Below are 20,919 nucleotides of genomic sequence, written 5' to 3'. Positions count from 1 at the left end.
ACCGCGCGCGGCGAGCCCCCTCCTCCCTTTTCACGGCGGGAAAGCGGCCCCCCCAGGAGGCTTTCCGCTAGCATTCCCTCCTCATGAAGCTCACCCGGATCGAGCTGGGGAACCTGCGCTGCTTCCGGAAAGCGACCTTCGATCTGATGCACCCGAGCGGCGACAGGCCGCTCGACGTGGCCTTGCTCGTGGGCCCCAACGGCTCCGGCAAGTCTGCGCTCCTCCGGGCCCTGGCGCGCTTCTTCACGCACCTCGTCGGCACTTACGACGGCGGCGCCTTCGACCTCTCCGACATCCGCCACGGCGAACTCGCCGCCACCATGTCCGTGCACCTCCAGGACACCCTGGACGACGGCACCCGCACCACCCTCGACCTGCAAGGCATGCTCACCCGCGTGCCCGTGGCGGTCCAGATCCGGCAGGACGACCCCCGCCGCCACTTCATCGTCGACCACGACCCCATGCAGGAGCTGCTCTGGAGGGCCGACCCTGCGCGCCAGGTCGAGCGCACCCTCGGCCAGGGCTTCCACCTCGTCGACGTCGCCCCCGGCGCTGTGCGGTGGCGCGACGCCGTGCTCGCCAGCAGCGGGAGCGCCGGCCTGATCATGGCCTTCGGCTCCCACCGGGTGATGACCTCCACCCAGATCCCGGGCCCGCGCCGCGACGGCGTCCTCACCCATCGCGCCGCGCACGCGCTCCGCCCGCTGAGCGGCACCCCCGACGCGCTCGCCTCCCGCGCCCGCGATCTCGCCCAGTGGATCGTGAACCTCGACTTCCTCCGCGCCCGTGCCAGGGCCGACCGCGGCGTGAGCGCGCCCCTCTGGTCCGCGCTCCAGACCGGCCTCGACAAGCTGCTCGCGCCCTACACCTTCGAGGGCATCGACGACGATTTCCGTATTCTCTTCCGCACCCCGCACGGCACGGTCCCGCTCGACGATCTCTCCCAGGGCTTCGCCAGCGTGTTCCTCATCGTCGCCGAGCTGCTCCTCCGCGGAAGCCTCGCGGCCTCGAAGCCCACCGACATCTTCCAGCAGGAGGCCGTGTGCCTCGTCGACGAGATCGAGGCCCACCTCCATCCCCGCTGGCAGGAGACCGTCATCTCCGGCCTGCGCGCCCTCTTCCCGCGCCTGCAGCTCATCGCCACCACCCACTCCCCCTTCGTCGTGGCCTCGGTCGAGCCCTGCAACGTGTTCCGCCTGGACGAATCCTCCTCCTGATCCTCCTCTCGCCTGCAGGTGCTCCTGACCCGACGCCGCGCCTCTCCCGACGCGCCCGACCTGCGGGACGTACGAGATGCCGCTTCCGTGCATTTCAGGGTGCGCAGGCCGCTACCCACCGCCTGGGGTCGGTCATCGAAGGAGGTGCAACGAACATGGAGGACAGGATGCGCGACGAGCCGCCGACGACAGCCACCATGGTCTACCGCATGGACCTTCATCGCTCCGCCGCCTGGCCCGCCCTCCCCGAGATCCTGGAGCGTGTCTTCTTCATGGCGCGCACCGAGGAGCGCTCCCCCTGCCGCTCCGCATCCTCCATCCCCCCGCGCTCCGTCTCGGGGAGCGACGCCCCGCCTCCGAGCGCGATCGACCAGCACTACGACGAGCTCGGGCGCCTCGCCAGCCTGCGCGACAGCCCCTACGCCAGTCCCACGCTGGAGCACGACATCGCCGACGCCTTCCAGCGCCTGCGCACGCTCCAGCAGCGCGAGGCCGAGGCGATCCGCACCGAGACGCTGTCGCGGCTGTCCTCCCCGCACCAGGGCCCCTCGGAGCGTGGGCTGGAGCGTGGGCTGGAGCGTGGGCTGGAGCGTGGGCTGGAGCGTGGGCTGGAGCGTGGGCTGGAGCGTGGGCTGGAGCGTGGGCTGGAACGTGGTCAGGAGCGCGCGCTCCGCGTCGACGACCTCTTCGCCGACTGCGACGACGCCGACCTCGACATCCTCACCTCGGATCAGATCTCCCCGAAGGCGCGCTGAAGGCGCGCTCAAGCCCGGGAGCCTTCGCCCTCAACCACGCGGCGGTCCCCCGAGCCGCGACGAGCGCGCGCCGGCGAGGAGCGCGAAGACCATCGCGCCCACGACGACCACGCCGAGGCCCACGCGCAGGGAGAAGGCCTGGCTGACGAGCCCGATGAGCGGAGGGCCGAGGAAGAAGCCGAAGTAGCTGACGGTGGTGACCGTGGCGATGGCCCGCCCCGGGTTGTCGGAGTTGCGCCCCGCGGCGCCGAACGCGAGCGGCGCGACGGTGGAGAGCCCCGCGCCGACGCAGCCGCAGGCGATGACCGCCGCGAGCGGGGTGCCGAGGAGCAGCCCGATGCCGAGGCTCGACGCGGCGAGCCAGCCTCCGGAAGCGACGAGCGCCCGGGGCCCGAAGCGCTGGGTGAGGCGGTCGCCGCAGAGGCGCCCGACGGCCATCATCAGGCTGAAGGCGGCGAAGCCGGTGGTCGCGTAAGCCTCGGAGGTGCCGAGGTTCTGGCGCAGGTACACCGCGGACCACTCGGCCATCGCGCCCTCGCCGATGAAGCAGCAGAGCCCGATGATGCCCAGGGAGAGGAGCCAGCGCGGTGGCCAGGCGCTGCCGGGAGGAGCCTGCCCCGCGGCGTCCGCGACCGGCACCTTGCCCGCAGACCTCAGGAGAAACCGGCTCGCGGCGAGGATGACGGCCATGGAGAAGAGCCCGGCGCCGAGGAGGTGGGCCTCCGGCGAGATCCCCGCGTCGGCGAGGCGGCCGCCGATCACCGCGCCCGCCATGCCCCCGCCGCTGAACGCGGCGTGGAACGAGGACATGATGGGCCTGCCGTAGGTGCGCTCGATGGCCACGCCCTGGCCGTTCATGGAGACGTCGAGCCCACCGCCGCCCCCACCCCACGCGAGAAGGGCGAGCGCGAGGAGCGGCAACGAAGGCGCCGTGGCGAGGACGCAGGTGCACGCCGAGAGGAAGACGCCGCAGGCCAGGGTGAGGCGGCGGCTGCCCAGTCGCCCCGTCAAGGCGCCGACGATCGGCATGCAGATCATCGCCCCGAGGGCCGGGGCGAGGAGGACGAGGCCGAGGGCGCCATCGCTGGCCTGGAGGCGCTCCTTCACCGCGGGGATGCGCGCATACCAGTGGGCGACGACGGCGCCGTTCATGCAGAAGATCGCGAGCACTGCCGTCCGCGCGAGGCGCGTGGCGCGGGCTCCCGGGGACGTCTCAAGCGCGGCGCGCGACAAGGCTCACCTGCAGAGGTCGGGAGAGGGCGCGCTGGATAGATCCGGGGTCGAAACCGGCGTCGCCACATACGCGGAGGTCCGTCACCAAGCTGTGGGATGCCGTGGCCCCCGGGGGGGTTGTCCACCGCAGAACGCCGTCCCCGAGGTCGACGTACGGCCTCTCCACTGAACAGGCTTGGGGTTCGCGACGTATACCCTTGGGGTCCGCAACCCCAGCCGCTGGCGACCGCGATGCCAGCCGCTGGCGTCCCCGATGCCAAACCGATGGGGTCCGCGACCCCGACCCTTGGCGTCCGCGACCCCGGCCGTTGGCGTCCGCGATGCCAAGGGTTGGCGTCCGCGAGGCCAACCGTTGGGGGTCCGCGATGCCAAGGATCGGGGTCCGTGAGGCCAACCGTCGAGGTCCGTGAGGCCAACCGTCGGGGTCCGTGACGTATCCCGCTGACATCGGCGACATATCCCGCTGGCGTCGGTGACGTATCGCGCTGGCGTCCCCCATGCCACACGCTGGCATCCACCACGCCCACGCTCGGGGTTCGCCATGCCAAGGCTCGGGGTCCGCGATGCCCGCGACGTACGCCACCTGCACCTGGCCCTCGGGGGCGACCTCGCGCTGGGCCTCCTCTTCGCTCCCGCTGCCTGGCGTCACGTCGGGAGGTCGGTTCTGGCCGGCTTTCGGGACCTTGCGGCAGGCGAGGGCGTCCTCGGGAATGATTTTCCCGGCGCGCCGTTGTAAGGGGCCGCTGGCGCCTCGGGGCCGGCTGCAAGGCCTGGACCCCGGCGCGCCTCCCAACCTGGAACGGTGCGCTCGTGATCGAGATCCGCGATCTCTACAAGTACTACGGCGACCGCCGGGCCGTCGGGCCCCTGTCTTTCACCATCGAGGCCGGCGAGATCGTCGGTCTCCTGGGGCTCAACGGCGCCGGCAAGACGACCACCCTCCGGATCCTGGCGTGCGATCTGTTGCCCTCGTCGGGGACGGTGCTCGTCGATGGTCTGGACGTGGTGGACAACCCCCACGAGGTGCGGTCACGCATCGGCTACCTGCCCGACAGGCCGCCCCTCTACGACGAGATGACACCCCGGGACTTCCTGGCCTTCGCCGCAAAGCTGCGGGGGATGGACGGGTCCACCGCAGAGAAGCGGGTGCCCGAGGTGCTGGAGATGACCGAGCTCGGAGGCGTGGCCGACGACGCGATCAGCTCGCTCTCCCACGGGTTCAAGCAGCGGGTGGGGATCGCGCAGGCGATCGTGCACAAGCCGCGGCTCCTGGTGCTGGACGAGCCGATCAGCGGGCTCGATCCGGTGCAGATCGTGGAGATGCGGCGGCTGCTCAGGAACCTGAAAGGGGAGCTGACCATCCTGCTGTCGAGCCACATCCTCTCGGAGATCAGCGAGACCTCCGACCGGATCCTGGTGATCCGCGACGGGACGATCGGTGCACAAGGGACCCCCGAGGAGCTGTCGACGAAGCTGCTCGAAGGCGTGCGCTTCGAGATCACGGTGGTCGGCGGGTCCGTCGCAGTAGGCTCGGCCGCCGAGGTGCTGCGCTCCGTGGAGGGCGTGCTCGCGGTGGAGCCGACGTCGTCCACCGAGCCCGGCGAGGCACGCGCCTTCCGGGTGGAAGCAAGCCGCGACGTGCGCGCCGCGCTGGTGTCGACCCTGGTGGCCAGAGGCCTGGGCGTCGTGGACCTGCGCCGCAGCGAACGCGAACTGGAGACAGTCTTCCTCCGCCTCTCCGCCGGCACCGGCAGGGCCGGGGCCGAAGAGGGGGCGCTGCCCCCTACGCCCCCCTCGGGGGGGGCTACCCCGCAGAGGAAGAAGGAGAAGCGGGAGGCGTCGGAGGCGGAGACGACGAAGGCCGAGACGCGGAGGGCCAAGTCGGAGGCCGAGGCGAAGAAGACGGAAGCTGAGGCGAAGAAGGCCAAGGACGAGGAAGACGAGGGAGAGTCGACATGAGAGGGGCGCTGCTCGTCGCGCGGAGAGAGCTCTCCGCATACCTTCGATCGCTGCTCGGCTACATCGTGGCCGCCGGCGCGCTGCTGATCGAGGGGATCTACTTTCAAGCCTACGGGCTGGGCTCGGGGCCGAAGCTGTCCGCAGAGGTGCTGCTCAGGTTCCTCGACGGGACCTGCGTGGTGACCATGGTGGCCGCGCTGATCCTGAGCATGCGGCTGCTCGCAGGGGAGCGGGAGCACGGGACGCTGGTGCTGCTGCGCACGGCGCCGATCCGGGACGGTGAGATCATCGCCGGGAAGTTCCTGGCGGCATTCACGCTCATCGTGCTGATGACGGCGACCACGGTGTACATGCCGCTCCTGATCTTCGTGAACGGGAAGGTGTCGGTGGGGCACATCCTCACGGGATACGCGGGGGTGCTGCTGGCCGGCGGGGCCGCGCTGGCGATCGGGATCTTCGCGTCGACGCTGGCGTCGAACCAGGTGGTGGCGGTGATCAGCGGGGCGGCGCTCATCGTGACGATGGCGCTCCTGTTCTGGGTGGCGCGGGTAACAGAGCCCCCGGTGAACGACTTCCTGTTCGCGCTGAACCTGTACCCGCAGCGGCAGCGGCCCTTCCTGAACGGCGTGCTGCGGCTGGAGAACGTCCTCTACTACGTGGCGGTGGCGTACTTCTTCCTGCTGGCCGCGACACACACGCTCAGGGCGCGGAGGTGGCGGTGAAGGACGAGAAGGAGCCGCAGGTGAAGACCGAGGCGAAGTCCGAGGTGACTGCCGAGAAGGTGAAGAGCACTCCCGCGGGGGCGCCGCTGCCGGTGCAACCCGGGGCGTGGATGGTGCCAGCCTACCTGGTGGCGCTGCTCCTGCTCTTCCTCGGAGAGCGGGTGGTGCCGACCTTCGACGCGGCGCGGTACGCGCTGTCGGGGCTCGGCGTGGCGGTGATGGCGCTGGTGACGGCGCTGCGCTTCGTGGCCGCGGTGCGGGAGCAGGGGGAGCGGAGGTCGATCGAGCGCGCCCTCGCGTTCCTGTCGCTGCTCGGGCTCGTGGCGATCGCCCTGTACTTCAGCACGACGGACACGGGGCGGAACCTGATCGGGTGGGCGACGATGTCGCCCGAGACGCGGACGCGGGTGCACGGGGCGACCACCGTGGGGTGGATCGGGCTTTTGGTGATCGCGACGCTGCCCTTGTTCTTCGGGGAGCTGGCGCTCGCGCCGATGCGGAGGGCGCCGCAGCTCGAAGGGCGGCGGGTGCGGGCCGCGGTGGTGTCGGCGATGACGCTGTCGTTCGCGGCAGTGTACGCGGCCCTCTTCGTGTACGCGGCCGGTGAGCTCGATGTGAAGGCCGACTTCTCGTACTTCCGGACCTCGCGGGCGAGCGAGTCGACGCGCAAGGTGGCCCAGGGGCTGACCGAGCCGGTGAAGGTGACGGCGTTCTATCCGCAGCTCAACGACGTGGGCGTGGAGGTGGAGGGCTACCTGCGGGAGCTCGCCGCAGGGACGCCGAACCTGCAGGTGGAGGTGCAGGACCGGCTGATGAACCCGGGCCTCGCCAAGGACGCGAAGGTCACCCAGGACGGGGTGGTGGTGCTGCAGCGCGGTCCGGCCCGAGAGCTTTTGACCGTGGGCGCGGACATCAAGACCGCAGCGACGAAGCTGAAGTCGCTCGACGCGGACTTCCAGAAGGCGCTGCTCAAGGTGATGCGGTCGCAGCGGACCGCGTACCTGACCGTGGGCCACGGGGAGATGAACGAGGCCGCAGGCGCGCAGGCGAAGGAGGGGCGGAGCGCGAAGAACCTGCGCAAGATGCTCGAGTCCCAGAACTACGCGGTGAAAGACCTGGGCCTCGCGCAGGGGCTGGGGAGCGAGATCCCGAAGGATGCCTTCCTGGTGATCGTGCTGGGGCCGTCGCAGGCGCTCCTGCCCGAGGAGGTCGCGGCCCTGAAGCGGTACGCGGACGAGGGCGGGAAGCTGCTCTACGCGCTCGATCCCGACGCGAAGGTGGACCTGGATCCGCTGGCGGCGACGGTGGGGCTCACCTGGAAGCCCGAGCCGCTCGCGAACGACAAGGTGTACGTGCGGCGGCGGTACAACGACTCGGACCGGGGGAACCTGGTGAGCACGCGGTACTCGTCGCACGCGTCGGTGTCGACGCTGAGCCGCAACGCCTCGCGGGCGCCGACGCTGTTCCCCGGGGCGTCGTCGCTCGACAAGCGCGAGGGCGGGGACGAGTCCGTGAAGGTGGACTTCACCGTGAAGTCCATGGGCGAGACGTTCACCGATCTGAACGGGAACTTCACGATCGACGAGGCCGGCGGGGAGAAGCGGACGACGTACAACCTGGCCGCGGCGGTCTCGAAGGAGATCGGCGGGGACGAGAAGAAGGAGATGCGGGCGTTCGTGGTGGCCGACGCGGACGCGCTGAGCGACGCGGTGTTCGGCAACGATCCCAACGTGGTGCTGACGCTCGACGCCATCCGCTGGCTCGGCGGCGAGGAGAGCTTCGCCGGGACCGTGACCACGGCGGAGGACGCGCGGATCGAGCACACGAAGGAGAAGGATCAGCTCTGGTTCTGGGGCACCATCGCGCTCGGCCCGGCCGTGGTGATGGGTCTCGGGCTCATCGTGACGCGCCGGGGTCGGCGCGGGAGGCGGGCATGAAGGTCGAACGTGGTTTCTTCGTGCACCTCGCGCTGCTCGTGGTGGCAGCGGCCTTCGCGGTCGGGGTGTGGACGCGGGACAAGAAGGCCGCGGCGCAGTCGCAGGCCGACGTGACGGTGTGGCAGGGGCGCGCCGACGACGTGGAGCGCATCGCCTACGAGGGCAAGAAGAAGAAGGTCGTCCTCGAGGCGAAGAAGGACAAGGTGGGGCGGTACTTCATCGGGTCGAGCGAGCGGGAAGCTGCCGCGCCCGAGGGGGAGAAGCCGGCCGAGGACGAGCCGCAGGGCAAGCAGGTGACGTTCGTGTCCGTGGGCGGCGCCGAGAAGCTCGCAGAGATGCTGGCGCCGCTCAAGGCCCTGCGGGGGATCGGGCGGATCGGCGACGATCGCGCGGCGGAGTTCGGGCTGGACGCGCCCGAGGGGACGCTGACGGTGACCATCAAGGGCGCGGAGCGGCGGCTGACGTTCGGCGCGGCGACGCCCGGGGGCGCCGACAGGTACGCGCGGGATCCGGGGAGCGGCGAGGTGTACGCGGTGAAGGGCGACATCTTCCGGGACCTGGATCAGGCGGACTCGCGGCTGCTCGAGCGGGATCTGCACGAGTGGCGCGACGTCGACGTGACGGCGGCGAAGGTGACGGCCGGCGACAGGTCGCGAGAGCTGCGGCGCAGCAGCGGGGGCGACGGGAAGAAGTTCTGGGCCGACCCGGGCAGCGAGGGACAGGCCGACGAGACGGCCGGCAACTGGATGACGAAGCTCGATCGGCTGCGCCCGACCGAGTACCTGCCCGCAGCGCCCGAGGGCCGCGAGGTGGTGGTGCGGGTGGACTACATGGGCGCCGGCGGGGCGCTGGGGTTCGTGGAGCTGGTCAAGGTGCCTGGCACTGCGGGCGGCAAGGCCGAGTACTCGCTCCTGACGGAGCGGCTCCGCCTGAACGGCAAGGTGCCGGCGACACTGGCCGAGCAGGTCGAGCAAGACCTGGGCGCCGTGGTGAAGTGAAGCGCTGACGAGGGAAGGCGGCGCAAGCGCGCCACGCAGGGCGGGGCAGTCCGAGACATCCTCGGCGCCCCCGGACCTCCTACCTCCACGCCCCTTCCCCGTCTCGTTCCCGCGGCTTCCCTCCCCTTCGCCTCCCGCCTCTCCCCTCCCTCGCTGGCCTACCCTCCCTCGCGGCCCTCCCTTCGGGCCCCCTTCCCGGATCTCTTTACTTGCGGCGGCGGGCCGGCTTCTGCGAGGCTCGCACCGCGATATGCAGCTTCGAACCTGGACCTTTCTGGCGATCAGCGCCGTGGCGCTGTGCTCCGCATGCAGTTCGACGCCCCCGGCCGAGGCTCCGTCCCAGGACACCGTGGAGCCGGAGCCGGAGCCCCCTCCGCCCCCCAAGCCGAAGCCCTGCGAGGCGCTCGACGAGAAGTGCGAGGCGGACGCTGACACGCGGTCGAAGATCGCGAAGAGCGCGCTGAAGTTCCGCCCGGTGAAGGGCTGGACGTACGCGCAAGGCACCGAGGCGACGGTCGCGCAGCAGGGGGAGAGCGGCGCGGCGGTGGCTGTTGCCGAGGTGGAGACGGGCACCGATGCCAAGGCGGAACCGACGAAGCGCGACGAGGCGCTGGAGGCGCTGGCGAAGCAGATCGGCGTCACGCCTCCGAAGAAGAAGGTGACCTGGAAGAAGCCGCTCGAGGAGAAGTCGGTCGGCGAGATGAAGATCGGCCTGTGGCAGCTCGAAGGGGCGAACCGCGGCGACAAGAAGGGACCGCTCCTGATCTTCGCGGGCCAGGTCGCGGACGGGAAGGTGCTGCTCGGGCTGGGGTTCGTGCCGGAGGACGACACCTCGGGCGCCGACGCGGCCATCCTGGAGTCGATCGACTCGATCTCGGACAAGTGACACCGTGACAGCACCGAACTTCGCACCCGGCACGCCCGTCGCGGGCAAGTTCACGATCCGCTCGCTGCTCGGCTACGGGGGGTCGACGGCGACCTTCAGGGCCGTGTCCTCGGATGGGCGGGAGGTGGCGCTCAAGGCGTACGCGCCGATGATCGGGCAGCGGCCCGATCTGATGGGGCAGCTCCAGCACTACGTGGCGGCGACGAACGCGCTCCCCGCCGACCTGTGCACGCCGATCCTGGAGGCGGGCTACGATCAGACCACGGCCGCGCCGTTCACGGTGACGGAGTTCGTCCACAACCCCTCCGTCGCGCAGCTCGTGATGCGCCGGCCGATGTCGCCGGACGAGGTGAGCGCGATGCTACGCACGCTCGCGGCGGTGCTGGACGCGGCGCACACGCGGGACATCTTCCACCTGGGGATCAAGCCGACGAACCTGTTCGTCGACGCGAGCGGGCCGGGGAACCTGAAGGTGAACGACTTCGGGACCATCCTCGCGCGGAACGCGCTGCCGACGCAGGAGGGCTACATGACGTCGGCGCCGTGGATGGCGCCGGAGCAGGTGCAGGGCGGGGTGCCGCCGAGCGCGGCGACCGACATTTTCTCGGCGGCGCTGGTGGCGTTCTACGCGCTCGTGGGACGGCCCTACTGGCGGTCCTGCCAGGGGACGCCGGACATCGCGGCGTGGCAGCGCGAGGTGATGTCGCCGCGGACGCCGGCGTCGGCGCGCGCGCAGGAGCTCGGTGCGCCGCTCGATCCGGGCCTCGATCCGATCTTCGCGCGGGCGCTGGCGATCGATCCGCGCGAGCGCTACCGGTCGATGACGGAGTTCGCGGCGTCGTTCGGCGGTTTCCCGAGCGGGCTCGGTCAGGCGATGACGCTGGCGATCCCCGCCCAGTCCTCGGCGTACGCGGTGGATCCAGGGCCCCCGAGGCCGCAGGGCGGCGACGCGGCGATGGGTGGCTATCCGTCGGTCGACGCGCTGCGAGGCCTGGCGCCAGGGATGGCTGGCGCGGGCGCGATGGGCGGTGGTGCGATGGGCGGCGCGCCCGGCATGCCTGGCGTGCCTGCCACGGCTGCCGGTCCCGAGATGCCTCCGTCGGCGCTGCAGACACATGTGCCGATGCCCGGTGGGATGGGCGCCGGGCCGGGTGGCCCGCCGCGGACCGCGTCAGGTCGGGCGATGCCGATCGTGGTGGGCGTCGCCGCGGTGCTCCTCGCGGTGGGTGCGGCGAGCGCGTGGTGGCTGATCGGCAGTTCCGACGACACGCCGACGCCGGTGGCTTCGACGTCGGCGAGCGCCGAGCAACCTCCGGTGCCTGCGACCACGGCGACGGAGGTGGCAGCGCCGACTCCGCCTCCGGACACACCCCCGCCGACGCCGGCCCTCGATGACGCCGGGACACCTCCGGACGACGCGGCCCCCGCAGCGCCAGAGACGGTCTCGGTGAAGGTTACCTGCAAGCCCGAGGACTGCGAGGAGATCACCATCAACAACAAGGTGGAGAGCGGCGATCTGCAGCTCGCGCCGGGCTCCTACCGGCTCGGCGTGAAGCGCACCGGCTACTTCCCCCGCGTCGAGACGATCGTGGTCGAAGCGGGCAAACCGCTGGAGAAGGAGGTCACGCTCACCGTGGCCAAGGCCACGACCCCCTCCACGCCCACCGGGAACACGACCGCCGCCCCCTCGAAGAACTGCGGCAAGTTCCTCAAGAAGTGCAAGTGAACCGGAGGAGATAGTCCTCCGGTCCCCTCCCCCCTCATCGACAAGCGCCGCGCCTCGCCACACTCGCCTCGCTGCACCTCTCTCGCTGCACCTCTCTCGCTGCACCTCTCTCGCTGCACCTCTGGCCACGCCCCCTCCACGCCGACCCAGTCGCCGACGCGGGAATCGACGGCACGCGACGCCGCCAGCGCTACGCCCGAGGATGCGCCTTCCGGTAGGCCGCGCGGACGTGGTCGTCGGCGAGGTGGGTGTAGACCTCGGTCGTGGCCACGTCGGCGTGGCCGAGCAGCGTCTGGACGGTGCGAATGTCGGCGCCGCCTTCGAGCAGGTGCGTCGCGAAGGAGTGGCGGAGCTTGTGAGGGGAGCTCGGCTTGGTGATGCCCTTGGCCCGGGCGTAGCCGGTGAGGAGCTTCCAGATTGCCTGACGGGTGAGCGGACCGCCGCGCGGGGAGAGGAAGAGCGCGGAGGTGGAGACCGCGCGGGGGTGGGCGGCGCGCAGCGCGAGGTAGTCGTCGAGGGCGGCGAGGGCGGGCTCGCCGAGAGGGACGAGCCGGCGCTTGTCACCCTTCCCGTGTGCCATCACCACGCCCTTGCGGCGATCGATGTCGCCGACCTTGAGACGCACCACCTCGCTGACGCGGAGCCCCGAGGCGTACATCACCTGGAGCATGGCGCGGTCGCGGACGCCGCGGAACGACGTCGCGTCGGGGGCGTCGAGGATGGCGAGGATGTCCTCGACGCCGAGGACGCGCGGGAGACGGCGGCCGATCTTGGGGCGCTCCACGAGGGCGCAGGGGTCGACCTCGATCACGCGCTCGCGGAGGAGGAAGCGCGCGAGGCCGCGGACGGCGGAGAGGTGACGCGCGGCAGAGCGGGCGCCGAGGCCCTGCTTCCCGGCCGAGACCAGGTAGGTGCCGACGACGGTTGCGTCGAGTTGCTCGGCCCGCGTCACACCGTTCGTCTCGGCGTGCGCCACGAACTGTGCGAGGTCATGGCCGTAGGCGTCGAGCGTCAGGGGTGCCAGCGCGCGCTCGACGCGCAGGTGATCCAGGTACACGTCGACCCAGCCGGAAAGATCCACCGCCGAAGGGTAGCGTGCTCGTGGAGAGCCGGGCCAGAAAGGCGGCCTGAAGGCGTGGCCAGGCGGTTCAGGGCGGGTGGCGTGAGGGGGAGCGCGACGGGTGAGGGTGCGGTCCCCCCTCCCGGCCGGCCCCGGAATGGGTAAGAGTGCGGTGGTGTTGCCTGCGTTCGAGGTCATCGACCCCCCCCGGGAGACCCCGGTCGTGGTCGAGGTGCCTCACGCGGGGGTCCACCTCGATCCGGAGTCGCTGGCGTGGACTGCGGCGCCGGCGCGGAGCGTGGGGCGGGACGCGGATCTGTACGTCGACGCGATCTTCGCGGATGCCGCGGAGGAAGGCGCGTCCTTGCTCGTGGCCCGCATGAGCCGGTTCGTGGTCGACCTGAACCGGGGCGAGGATGACGTCGACTGCGAGGCGGTGGAGGGTGGCGGGACCACGCCGTGGGCGCGGGGGCTCATCTGGCGGTTGACGACGGACGGGGAGCCGGTGCTGTGGCGGAGGCTGCCGCGGCGCGAGTTCACCCGACGGCTCGACGCTGTGTACCGGCCGTACCACGCGCGGCTCGCGGAGATGCTGGCGCGCAAGCGGGCGCAGTTCGGGTTTGCGATCTTGCTGTGCGCGCACTCGATGCCGAGCGTGGCGCGGCGGGGACACAGCGATGCGGTGACGCCTCGGGCAGACATCGTCCCGGGGACGCGGGGGAGGACGACGGCGGCGGGGGTGGTGATCGATGCGGTGGATCAGCATTGCCGGCAGCGGGGGCTGTCCGTGCGGCACGATGATCCTTACCGCGGTGGGTTCAGCACGGCCCACTACGGCAGACCGGAGCAGGGCGTCCACGCTGTGCAGATCGAGATTGCGCGCCGGCTCTACATGGATGAGCAATCCCTCGGGTTGGACCCCCGAGGATTCCCTGCCGTCCGCGAGCTCGGCCGCACCCTGGTCGCCCGTCTCACCTCACCCGAGCTGCACGAGCGCCTGCGGCAGCTCGGGTCTACCCTCTGACGCGGCCCCCGATCATGACCACGACTCGCGGACACGTCGACACTGGAGGGAAGCCCCGGAGCGGCTTCCCTGCTCCCCGGGTCCCCGTCGCGGACGCTGGCGAGGAGGTGCCATCGCAGGACGGGATGGATGCGATGTCCCGGCAAAGCTCGGATGGCGAGGTGAGCACGCCGGTCGAGACAGGGGTCGAGGACATCGAGGCCAGGACCGATGACGGGCCCGGAGCGCCGGCGGGGGCGGGCGATGAGGTGGCTGTCGCGCGCGGCGACGTGGCTGCGCCGGGGAGTGAAGCGGGCAGCGACGCGGCGGGGGCGGGCGACGACGCGGCGGCGGTCGAGGAGAGCGCGGGGGCGGCAGACGAAAGCGGGACGTCCGACGAGGGGAGCGCGGCTTCCGCCGAGGAGGGCGCTGGGGCTGCCGAGGAGGGCGCTGGGGCTGCCGAGGAGGGCGCTGGGGCCGCCGAGGAGGGCGCTGGGGCGGCGCCGACAGAGGAGGCCGCGGCGCCGACAGAGGAGGCCGCGGCGCCGACAGAGGAGGCCGCGGCGCCGACAGAGGTGGCTTCGGGGGGCGACGGGACGATGACGGAGGGCGGGGGGTGGGGCGCCGAGGAGGACGCCGCGCTCCGCGAAGGGCTGAACCGGCCGCCGTTGCTCGCTTCCGAGGCCCTGATGGAGGACCTGGCGCCCATGGAGCCCGCGCGGGACGCGGCGAGGCTCTGGTGTGCGGCGATCGGGCTGGTCTTCATCGCGCTCGGGGCGCTGCTCATTGCCGGGCTCCGGCAAGGAGGGGGGGCGTCAGGGTTCATCGGGGTGATGCTGGGAGGGCTGACGCTGGTCCTGGCGCTGACGCGGATCACGTACCGCCAGCGGGCAGCGGCGATGCTGGGCATCGGCGTGATGGCCACCGTGCTGGGGCTGGTCGGATCGGGGCCGGCGATGGGGATCGAGGCGGGCGGCAAGGGCTGGGGGGTTGCGCGCGCCGTGGCTGCGGCGGCCCTGCCTGCAGCCCTCGCCTTCCGCGGGCGTTACCGGGCCTATGCGGGCGCGCGGTGGTTGCTCGGCGCAGCGTTCGCGACGGCGCTGCCGTTCACGCTGTTCGTGATCCTCCGGCTGACGACGCAGGACATCGGGCTCGGCGAGGCGAGCGCGATGATCGTGGTGCTCGCCATGACGGCGGGGCTGCTGGGGTTCATGGGGGCAGAGACCACGAGCGCGGGGGCCTACCTGGCGCTGGCCGTGAACCTGGCGCTGGCCGGGGACCTGGCCTTCGATGGGCTCGCGGCGCTGGATCCGGTGGATGCCATCACGGTCGCCCCGGTACTCGCTGCGGCCGTGGCCTTCGCGGCGACCTCGGCGCTGACGTCGATCGGGCTGTTCCAGATCCTGGCCTGGCGCCTGGCGCCTGCAGCGCGGCGGATCAACCTGCACCCGCCGCCCAAACCGGCCGGGAAATCGCACCCGTCGGGCAGCGATTGGCTCACGTGATTGCTTGACAAGGGGGGCGGCTTCCTTCACTTTCCGCCGCTCCCGAGCCTGGGCGACGAATGGCGCGCCACAACGAAGAGGACTCCATGGCGAAAAGCGATATCACCGGGAAGCGCAAGCTGCTGGCGCAGAACGTCTCTCACTCCAACATCAAGACCAAGCGCTGGCAGAACGTGAACATCCAGACGCGTCGGCTCTGGGTGCCGGAGCTCAACCGCTTCGTCACGCTGCGCGTGACCACGCGCGACATCCGGACGATCGACAAGATCGGTCTGTTCGCGTACGCGCAGCGGCACGGCGTTACGCTTTGATTCACACGGCGGGGGCACGCGCCCCTGCCGCCCCACCGAGCAAAGCTCGTCGGGGCCCCACCACCCTGCGATCCACCTGAGATCTACGCAGCGCTCTGCCGCTTCGGGCCTGGCGTCCGTCGCGTCCGGAAGCGCGTGCGATCCCCGGCCGCGTGCACGAGGGAACACGGCACGCTTCGCTGGGCGCGCCATGAGCGTCTCACCCTTGCTGACGCGGCGGAGGGGTGAAGCCCCGCGAGGAGCGGAGGAGATGCGGCTCCTGGCCAGTTCGTACTCCGTTTCCCAAGTTCATCCCGGGTCCTCGGCTCGGCGTTCGAGCGAAGCATCGGGGGTAGCGACCAACGGGAGCGTAGGGACCGAAGGTCCCTGAATTGCCGTACGCAGTACCGAAGGTCCCTGATCCAGGGTACGCAGTACTCAGGCGTTGCCCTGGGTGACGGTGCGGGCTCCGCCGTGGCCGTCACGGGTGGCGACGAGGATGCGCTTGGCGCCCGTGCGGGTGCGCACGTCCGCGAGCTTCGCCTCCAGGGAGGCCTCCCAGCCGCCTTCGGGTGAGAGAGGCTCGGTGAGGCCGGCGAGGGTCTCGGGACCGATGGCGAGGATGCCTTCGAGGCCCAGAGCGGCCGCGATGCGGCCCCGCAGGAGGATGGCGATGGGCGCAGCGGTGGGGAGCAAGGTCCCCGGGGAGACACGGGTGATCCCGCGTCGCACGGGCACGGCGTCCCGGCCGAGTTCCAGCTCGAGCGCGGGGACGAGGATGCCGATGTGGGCGGGGGCGTAGGCCATGGCGGCGAGCATGCCCCGGTTGTCGCAGGCGACGATGGTCTCGGCAGGCCGCGCCTCGGCGCCCACAGGCCACGGTGAGCGCAAGAGAGAGATCGTGTCGGAGGCCTCGCCGGAGGCGCCGGGGCTCTCCTGCACGATGGCGTCGCCCGCGGCAGGGATGGTCTCGCGGAGGTCGTCCTCGGTCAGGGTGCCGCCCGCGAGCGCGCCGCCCACGTCCGTGAGGGCGCGCATCACGTCACGCTGATGAAGGGCGGCACCGCCAGAGGCGCCGACGCTGCGGATCAGCTCCGCACGGGCGGTCGCGCCGAGGTGGGTGGCGGCAAGGACGCCAGGACGCGCGAGCTCCCCGAGGCGTGAGCGGCCCAGGTAGCCGTGGAGGAGGCTGATCAGGCCGAGGGTTCGCGGGACGGCGATGCGGGCGGCGTCCGGTACGCTCGCGGCGTCGACGAAGCCGCGCGGGCGGGGGGCGCCGAGGCCAGGCTGCGCGGCGCGGCCATCGAACACGCGCGCGCCGACGCCGGTGCCGCCGATGAGCGCCACGGCGGGCGCCAGGAGGACGCCCGGGCGTGCCCCGGCGGCTGCGAGGAAGCCGGCGATCAGCGCGTCGGCCGCGCTCCCCCCACCGGCGAGGGCAGCCTGGGCGGCGTCTGCGGCCGTGCCGTCACTGGCCGTGGCGGCGATGCCGCGGATCACTGTTCTTCGTCCTCGGCCTTGAGCGTCATCGGCATGATCACCGGACGCACGGTGCCCGCGTCGCCAAGCTCGGCGCGAGAGCGGGCGGTGGCGGTGAGGAGCGCCTGGCGCGTGCGGGTGCCGCCGCGTCCCTCGACGATCACGAAGGCCTCGCGACGGCCGCGCAAGGCATCGGCGACGCGCTGCAGGCTGGCCTCGCTGAGGGAGGAGGACTTCCCGAGGGCGCGCAGGCGCGTGTAGACGATGGGGCCTGACGGCAGGTCGTCGCGGGCCGCGTCGAAGATGGGCAGCACGCCGGCGGCGCGGGCCGTGGCGATCACGTCTTCGGCCTCCCAGATGCCTGAGGGCTCCCAGGCGCGGACGACGCCTTCGGGGGGGATCCGCGCGAAGAGGTCGGCGATCTTCTTGCGGTTCGCGGCCGTGGGGCGGACGTCGGGAGGGGTCTGCAAGACGATGCAGCGCGCCTCCAGCGTCGCGGCGACGCCGAGGGCGCTGGCGAGCGCGGTGTCCAGCTCGGCCCCCGCGGCGAGCGCGCCGACCACGCGTGGCAGGATCACGCTGAAAACGAAGGTGGGAGGGACCGCTTTCCTCCAGCGGCGCAGCGTCGGAGGACGCGGCACGCTGGTGTCCACAGGCCGGATCTCGACCATGTCGAACCGGTCTTTGTATTTCTCGATCTTTCCCTGGAATTCAGGGAGCCCGACGAGCACACGCGCCATCGGCGCGACTCTTAGCCCAGCTTGGGCTCCGATGCAGCGGCCCGCATCACCTCAGGTGAAATGAAACCACTGCGTCGGGTGGGCTCGGACGAATTGCTCCATTTCCGCGGCGATCTGCCGCGCCGCCCCCGCGAGATCGGCCTCGGTGGGGCGCCTGCGGACCTCGATGGGCGGGGCGATGAGGAGCTCGTACTTCATGTAGCCCACCCGGCGCGTGAAGACGGGCAGGATGGGCGCGCCAGTGACGGCGGCGAGCTGGAGCGGGCCCTCGGGGACGCGCCAAGGTGCGCCGAAGAGGGTGACGTCGCGGCCGCGCATACCAGCGGGCAGACGATCGATCTGCACGGCGACGACGCCGCGCCGACGGAGGTGCGAGGCGAGGTGCAAGGCGGCGAGGGGATCCTGCTCCGGGCGGATGACGCGCACGCCGATTCGATCGCGGGCGCTGTCCTGGATGGCCTGGGCCCGTTCGTCCCGCTCCTGTTGCATGACCAGCAGGACGTCAGCCTCGTACACGGACTGGAGGAGGGGTCCTGCGGCGTGCCATCCGCCGGTGTGGGCTGTCGCGAAGATCACCCCGGCGCCGCGGGAGGTGGCTGCCAGGTAGTGCTCTTCGTGGATGCAGGCGCCGGTGAGGCGATCGTTGCGGCGGCTGCCTGCGACGAAGGCGTCGGTGAGTGCGGCGGCGAAGTTGGCGAACACCTCGACGACGAGGCGGTTCTCCTGCAGCACGCCGAGAGGGCCGAGGGCGAGCCTGAGGTTGCGGCGCACGGCGGCGCGCTGGCGCGGCAAGGCAGCGGCGAAGGCGGCGCCGAAGAGGGCCGGGCTGTACCGGACGAGGGCGTCGGGGCCATGCTCGATGCCGGCTTGCATGGCGCGTCGCCAGATGACGGAGTCGTGGTGGCGCAGGTCCTGTGACAGGTCCTGGAACAGAGCGCGCAGCAAGGTGGACAGGGTGCGTGAGGAGGGCGCGTTCATGTCGCTCGAGCCTTTCCGAGGCGCTCCGCTCCGCGGGCTGCCACCTCGCGCACCGAGGCGTCGTCGTGCTGGAGAGCTGCGTCGAGGGCGCGCGCTGCGGCTTCGGCCTCCTCTCCATGGGCACCACGGGCGAGGCGGTTCGCCGCGACGATGGCGGCGTTGCGGGCCAGGCCTGCGCGGCGGGCGCGGCGCACGGGAGAGCCCTCGGTCAGGGTGTCGAAGGCTGCCTGGTCGAGCGTGACGAGATCGTCGAGGGTGCGGCCTTCCCAGCGCGAGAGGGGGTGAAAGGGGGTGGTGCGCGCAGGCGCCGGGGGGGCGGTCCGGTTGAAGGGGCAGACTTCCTGGCACACGTCACAGCCGAAGACATGCTCGCCGACGCGCTCCTGCAAGGCTGCCGGAGGGGTGGAGCGGTGCTCGATGGTGAGGTAGGCGATGCAGCGGCGCGGATCGAGCACGAAGGGGGCGTCGAAGGCCTGGGTGGGACAGGCGTCGAGGCAGCGGGTGCAGGAGCCGCAGCGCTCGCGGAGGGGAACGTCGGCGACGAGGTCGAGGGTGGTGACCACCTCGCCCAGCATCTGGTAGCTCCCCTGACCGGGCGTGATCACCAGGCCGTTCTTGCCGACGAAGCCGATGCCGGAGCGGGCAGCCCAGGCGCGCTCGAGCACCGGTTCGATGTCGCAGAGCGCCCGCGCGCGCACGCCCTCCGCGAGCGCTTCGATGAACTGGGCGAGCTTGCGGAGCTGCTTCTTGAGGTGGTTGTGGTAGTCGCGGCCCCGCGCGTAGCGCGCGATGGAGCGAGCGACGGGAGGATCCGCGCCCTCGTCGGTGGAAGGGCGGGCGTAGCGTCGACCGACGCAGATGACGGAGCGGGCGCCTTCGAGGATGGCGCTGGTGTCCAGGCGCCGCCGCTCCTCGACATAGCGCGCCAGGTAGTCCATCTCGCCGTGCATCCCCTGGTCGATGAAGGCGCGGTAACGATCGTGGTCCGCGTCGAGGGGCTCGTCGGCGCGCGCGACGCCCACGACGTCGAAGCCGAGCGCGAGGGCTTGCTCGCGTACCTGTCGATCGAGCTCCGGTTGCATGCCGATCGCTCGCCCCGTGGTTTCGTCAGCCGAAGAGGCGGTCGAGCGTGATCGCGCAGGCCGCGCGCACGCTCAGGTGATTGTAGCCCGTGTCGGCCCGCGCCCGGATGGGTTCGAGCCGAACGTCCGCGCTGGCGAGAAGCTCGGCGGGGAGGCCCCAGCCGGTGCCGAACGCGATGAGGACAGGACGGCCTGCGTGCTCGAGCCGGGGGCGCGCGTCGGCGAAGGTGGTCAGCGCGCCTGAGCGGGTGGAGGCCGCGGTCGTCCACAGCGCGATGCGCTCCCGGGGTGTCTGCGGCGTCTGCGGCGTCTGCCCCTCTGCGGGCCCCGCGAAGGCGGCGTAGGCGTCCTCCAGCGTCGGCACCACCTGGAGGACCTGCAAGGCCACGGCTCTGTCCGGGATGCGGCGGCCGCCCGAGCCCTCGATCCAGTGCTCCTGGATGCGGGTCGCCAGGAGCCGCTGCGCCTCGACGGGGTGCACCACGAACAACCGTTCCACGCCGTAGGTCCGCGCGCTGCGGGCCATGTCGTGGAGGTCGAGGTTGGTGATCGCCGTCGTCACGTGCGCACCTGCGCGATCCAGCACCGGGTAATGAACAAGCGCCAGCGCGATCCTCGTCACGCCCTCTCCCTCTTGGTTTTTTCCCACAGATCGGGGCGGCGCTCGGAGGTGCGCAGCTCCGCTTGCTGGTGCCGCCACCTGGCGATGGCCGCATGGTTGCCCTGCTGGAGGACCTCAGGGACGCGCAGGCCTCTGAAATCGACGGGGCGGGTGTACTGGGGGTACTCGAGGAGCCCACCGAGCGTCGCGCTGTGAGACTCGTGCTCCATCGACGCCGCGTTCCCCAGCACTCCCGGCAGGAGGCGCACGCACGCATCGATGACCGCCATCGCCGCCACCTCGCCGCCGCTCATCACGAAGTCTCCGAGCGAGATCTCCTCGTCCATGAAGCTGCGCACCCGCTCGTCGAAGCCCTCGTAGCGGCCGCAGACGAGGGCGATGGCGGGACGGGTGACGAGCGACACCGCCACTTCCTGCGAGAAGGGGCGTCCCTGCGGGGTGAGGAGCACCCGGTGCGCACGGGGTTGTTCCTCGTCCATCGCTTCGAGGCAGCTCACGATGCAGTCCACGCGCATCACCATCCCCGAGCCACCGCCGTAGGGCGTGTCGTCGACGCTCCGGTGCCGCCCGAGGCCGAACTCCCGGGGGCTCCGCAAGCGGGCGTGGGCCGCTCCGGAGGTGAACGCCCGCCCCACCATGCCGACGGCAAGGAAGCGCTCGAACAGCTCCGGGAACAGCGTGATGATGTCGATGCGCATGAGAACGCGGCGCTGACCAGAGGCGGGGG

Annotated in this window: 19 protein-coding genes; 11 read left to right on the top strand and 8 right to left on the bottom strand. The window is 71.5% G+C overall.

The window, feature by feature from the left end:
* Positions 1–83 precede the first annotated feature (83 nt).
* Together CAP_RS17895 and CAP_RS56055 are read left to right on the top strand one after the other, a co-directional pair.
* The gene (locus tag CAP_RS17895; protein ID WP_044242536.1) at positions 84–1,217 is read left to right on the top strand and encodes an AAA family ATPase; all 1,134 of its coding nucleotides are present in this window, start codon (positions 84–86) and stop codon (positions 1,215–1,217) included.
* Between the two features lie 167 nt (positions 1,218–1,384).
* Entirely contained in the window at positions 1,385–1,972 is a 588-nt protein-coding gene (locus CAP_RS56055) for a FliH/SctL family protein (protein ID WP_231511545.1), read from the top strand.
* A gap of 30 nt (positions 1,973–2,002) precedes the next feature.
* On the opposite strand, the gene CAP_RS17885 is transcribed toward CAP_RS56055, so the two are convergent.
* Positions 2,003–3,205 (bottom strand): MFS transporter, encoded by a 1,203-nt coding sequence (locus CAP_RS17885; protein WP_044242535.1) that lies wholly within the window; start codon positions 3,203–3,205, stop codon positions 2,003–2,005.
* An 810-nt stretch (positions 3,206–4,015) separates the two neighbouring features.
* On the opposite strand from CAP_RS17885, the gene CAP_RS17875 reads away from it, so the two are divergent.
* The 6 genes from CAP_RS17875 to CAP_RS17850 all read left to right on the top strand — a co-directional run bounded on the left by CAP_RS17875 (position 4,016) and on the right by CAP_RS17850 (position 11,433).
* Positions 4,016–5,164 (top strand): ABC transporter ATP-binding protein, encoded by a 1,149-nt coding sequence (locus CAP_RS17875; RefSeq protein WP_081864992.1) that lies wholly within the window; start codon positions 4,016–4,018, stop codon positions 5,162–5,164.
* Positions 5,161–5,886: an ABC transporter permease gene (locus CAP_RS17870; RefSeq protein WP_044242530.1), complete on the top strand. Its 726-nt coding sequence runs from the start codon at positions 5,161–5,163 to the stop codon at positions 5,884–5,886. The genes CAP_RS17875 and CAP_RS17870 overlap by 4 nt, the downstream gene beginning before the upstream one ends.
* Complete coding sequence (locus CAP_RS17865) at positions 5,883–7,823, top strand: Gldg family protein (RefSeq protein ID WP_231511544.1); 1,941 nt, start codon at positions 5,883–5,885, stop codon at positions 7,821–7,823. Before CAP_RS17870 ends, CAP_RS17865 begins: the two co-directional genes overlap by 4 nt.
* Positions 7,820–8,821, top strand: a complete 1,002-nt coding sequence (locus CAP_RS17860) for a DUF4340 domain-containing protein (protein WP_044242528.1) — start codon at positions 7,820–7,822, stop codon at positions 8,819–8,821. The genes CAP_RS17865 and CAP_RS17860 overlap by 4 nt, the downstream gene beginning before the upstream one ends.
* A gap of 250 nt (positions 8,822–9,071) precedes the next feature.
* A complete protein-coding gene (locus CAP_RS17855; RefSeq protein WP_156040902.1) occupies positions 9,072–9,707 on the top strand; it encodes a hypothetical protein in 636 nt (211 codons plus the stop codon).
* Between the two features lie 4 nt (positions 9,708–9,711).
* Positions 9,712–11,433: a serine/threonine protein kinase gene (locus CAP_RS17850; RefSeq protein ID WP_044242526.1), complete on the top strand. Its 1,722-nt coding sequence runs from the start codon at positions 9,712–9,714 to the stop codon at positions 11,431–11,433.
* Positions 11,434–11,623: 190 nt separating this feature from the next.
* Here CAP_RS17850 and CAP_RS17845 read toward each other — a convergent pair whose 3' ends face one another.
* The gene (locus tag CAP_RS17845; RefSeq protein WP_044242525.1) at positions 11,624–12,514 is read right to left on the bottom strand and encodes a site-specific tyrosine recombinase; all 891 of its coding nucleotides are present in this window, start codon (positions 12,512–12,514) and stop codon (positions 11,624–11,626) included.
* Positions 12,515–12,668: 154 nt separating this feature from the next.
* On the opposite strand from CAP_RS17845, the gene CAP_RS17840 reads away from it, so the two are divergent.
* From CAP_RS17840 to rpmB, 3 genes are all read left to right on the top strand, one after another.
* Complete coding sequence (locus CAP_RS17840) at positions 12,669–13,517, top strand: N-formylglutamate amidohydrolase (protein ID WP_231511543.1); 849 nt, start codon at positions 12,669–12,671, stop codon at positions 13,515–13,517.
* Positions 13,518–13,531: 14 nt separating this feature from the next.
* Positions 13,532–15,001, top strand: coding sequence for a hypothetical protein (locus CAP_RS44870; RefSeq protein ID WP_156040901.1), 1,470 nt, complete (start codon positions 13,532–13,534; stop codon positions 14,999–15,001).
* Between the two features lie 86 nt (positions 15,002–15,087).
* Complete coding sequence (rpmB, locus tag CAP_RS17825; RefSeq protein WP_044242619.1) at positions 15,088–15,312, top strand: 50S ribosomal protein L28; 225 nt, start codon at positions 15,088–15,090, stop codon at positions 15,310–15,312.
* A gap of 417 nt (positions 15,313–15,729) precedes the next feature.
* Here rpmB and CAP_RS17820 read toward each other — a convergent pair whose 3' ends face one another.
* Genes CAP_RS17820 through trmD form a run of 6 tightly spaced genes read right to left on the bottom strand, consistent with a single transcriptional unit; the run spans position 15,730 to position 20,890 of the window.
* Positions 15,730–16,791 carry a hypothetical protein gene (locus CAP_RS17820; protein WP_052375448.1) on the bottom strand — a complete coding sequence of 354 codons (1,062 nt, stop codon included), beginning with the start codon at positions 16,789–16,791 and terminating at the stop codon, positions 15,730–15,732.
* Entirely contained in the window at positions 16,788–17,510 is a 723-nt protein-coding gene (locus tag CAP_RS17815; RefSeq protein WP_044242521.1) for a DUF72 domain-containing protein, read from the bottom strand. The genes CAP_RS17820 and CAP_RS17815 overlap by 4 nt, the downstream gene beginning before the upstream one ends.
* Positions 17,511–17,561: 51 nt before the next feature.
* Complete coding sequence (locus CAP_RS17810; RefSeq protein ID WP_044242519.1) at positions 17,562–18,488, bottom strand: lysophospholipid acyltransferase family protein; 927 nt, start codon at positions 18,486–18,488, stop codon at positions 17,562–17,564.
* Positions 18,485–19,570: a tRNA epoxyqueuosine(34) reductase QueG gene (queG, locus tag CAP_RS17805; protein ID WP_044242517.1), complete on the bottom strand. Its 1,086-nt coding sequence runs from the start codon at positions 19,568–19,570 to the stop codon at positions 18,485–18,487. The genes CAP_RS17810 and queG overlap by 4 nt, the downstream gene beginning before the upstream one ends.
* Before the next feature lie 25 nt (positions 19,571–19,595).
* Positions 19,596–20,192, bottom strand: coding sequence for an RNA methyltransferase (locus CAP_RS17800; protein WP_044242515.1), 597 nt, complete (start codon positions 20,190–20,192; stop codon positions 19,596–19,598).
* Complete coding sequence (gene trmD, locus CAP_RS17795; RefSeq protein WP_044242513.1) at positions 20,189–20,890, bottom strand: tRNA (guanosine(37)-N1)-methyltransferase TrmD; 702 nt, start codon at positions 20,888–20,890, stop codon at positions 20,189–20,191. The genes CAP_RS17800 and trmD overlap by 4 nt, the downstream gene beginning before the upstream one ends.
* Positions 20,891–20,919: the final 29 nt, after the last annotated feature.

Source organism: Chondromyces apiculatus DSM 436 (assembly GCF_000601485.1).
Lineage (GTDB): Bacteria > Myxococcota_A > Polyangia > Polyangiales > Polyangiaceae > Chondromyces > Chondromyces apiculatus.
The sequence above is the reverse complement of the archived record's forward strand: the minus strand, read 5'-3'. Positions and strand labels throughout refer to the sequence as shown.

Excerpts from the sequence above, each read along its gene's own strand:
- CAP_RS17895 (WP_044242536.1), top strand. The coding sequence starts at position 84 with ATGAAGCTCACCCGGATCGAGCTGGGGAACCTGCGCTGCTTCCGGAAA.
- CAP_RS56055 (WP_231511545.1), top strand. The coding sequence starts at position 1,385 with ATGCGCGACGAGCCGCCGACGACAGCCACCATGGTCTACCGCATGGAC.
- CAP_RS17870 (WP_044242530.1), top strand. The coding sequence starts at position 5,161 with ATGAGAGGGGCGCTGCTCGTCGCGCGGAGAGAGCTCTCCGCATACCTT.
- CAP_RS17860 (WP_044242528.1), top strand. The coding sequence starts at position 7,820 with ATGAAGGTCGAACGTGGTTTCTTCGTGCACCTCGCGCTGCTCGTGGTG.
- CAP_RS17855 (WP_156040902.1), top strand. The coding sequence starts at position 9,072 with ATGCAGCTTCGAACCTGGACCTTTCTGGCGATCAGCGCCGTGGCGCTG.
- CAP_RS44870 (WP_156040901.1), top strand. The coding sequence starts at position 13,532 with ATGACCACGACTCGCGGACACGTCGACACTGGAGGGAAGCCCCGGAGC.
- rpmB (WP_044242619.1), top strand. The coding sequence starts at position 15,088 with ATGGCGAAAAGCGATATCACCGGGAAGCGCAAGCTGCTGGCGCAGAAC.
- CAP_RS17815 (WP_044242521.1), bottom strand. The coding sequence starts at position 17,510 with ATGGCGCGTGTGCTCGTCGGGCTCCCTGAATTCCAGGGAAAGATCGAG.
- CAP_RS17810 (WP_044242519.1), bottom strand. The coding sequence starts at position 18,488 with ATGAACGCGCCCTCCTCACGCACCCTGTCCACCTTGCTGCGCGCTCTG.
- queG (WP_044242517.1), bottom strand. The coding sequence starts at position 19,570 with ATGCAACCGGAGCTCGATCGACAGGTACGCGAGCAAGCCCTCGCGCTC.
- trmD (WP_044242513.1), bottom strand. The coding sequence starts at position 20,890 with ATGCGCATCGACATCATCACGCTGTTCCCGGAGCTGTTCGAGCGCTTC.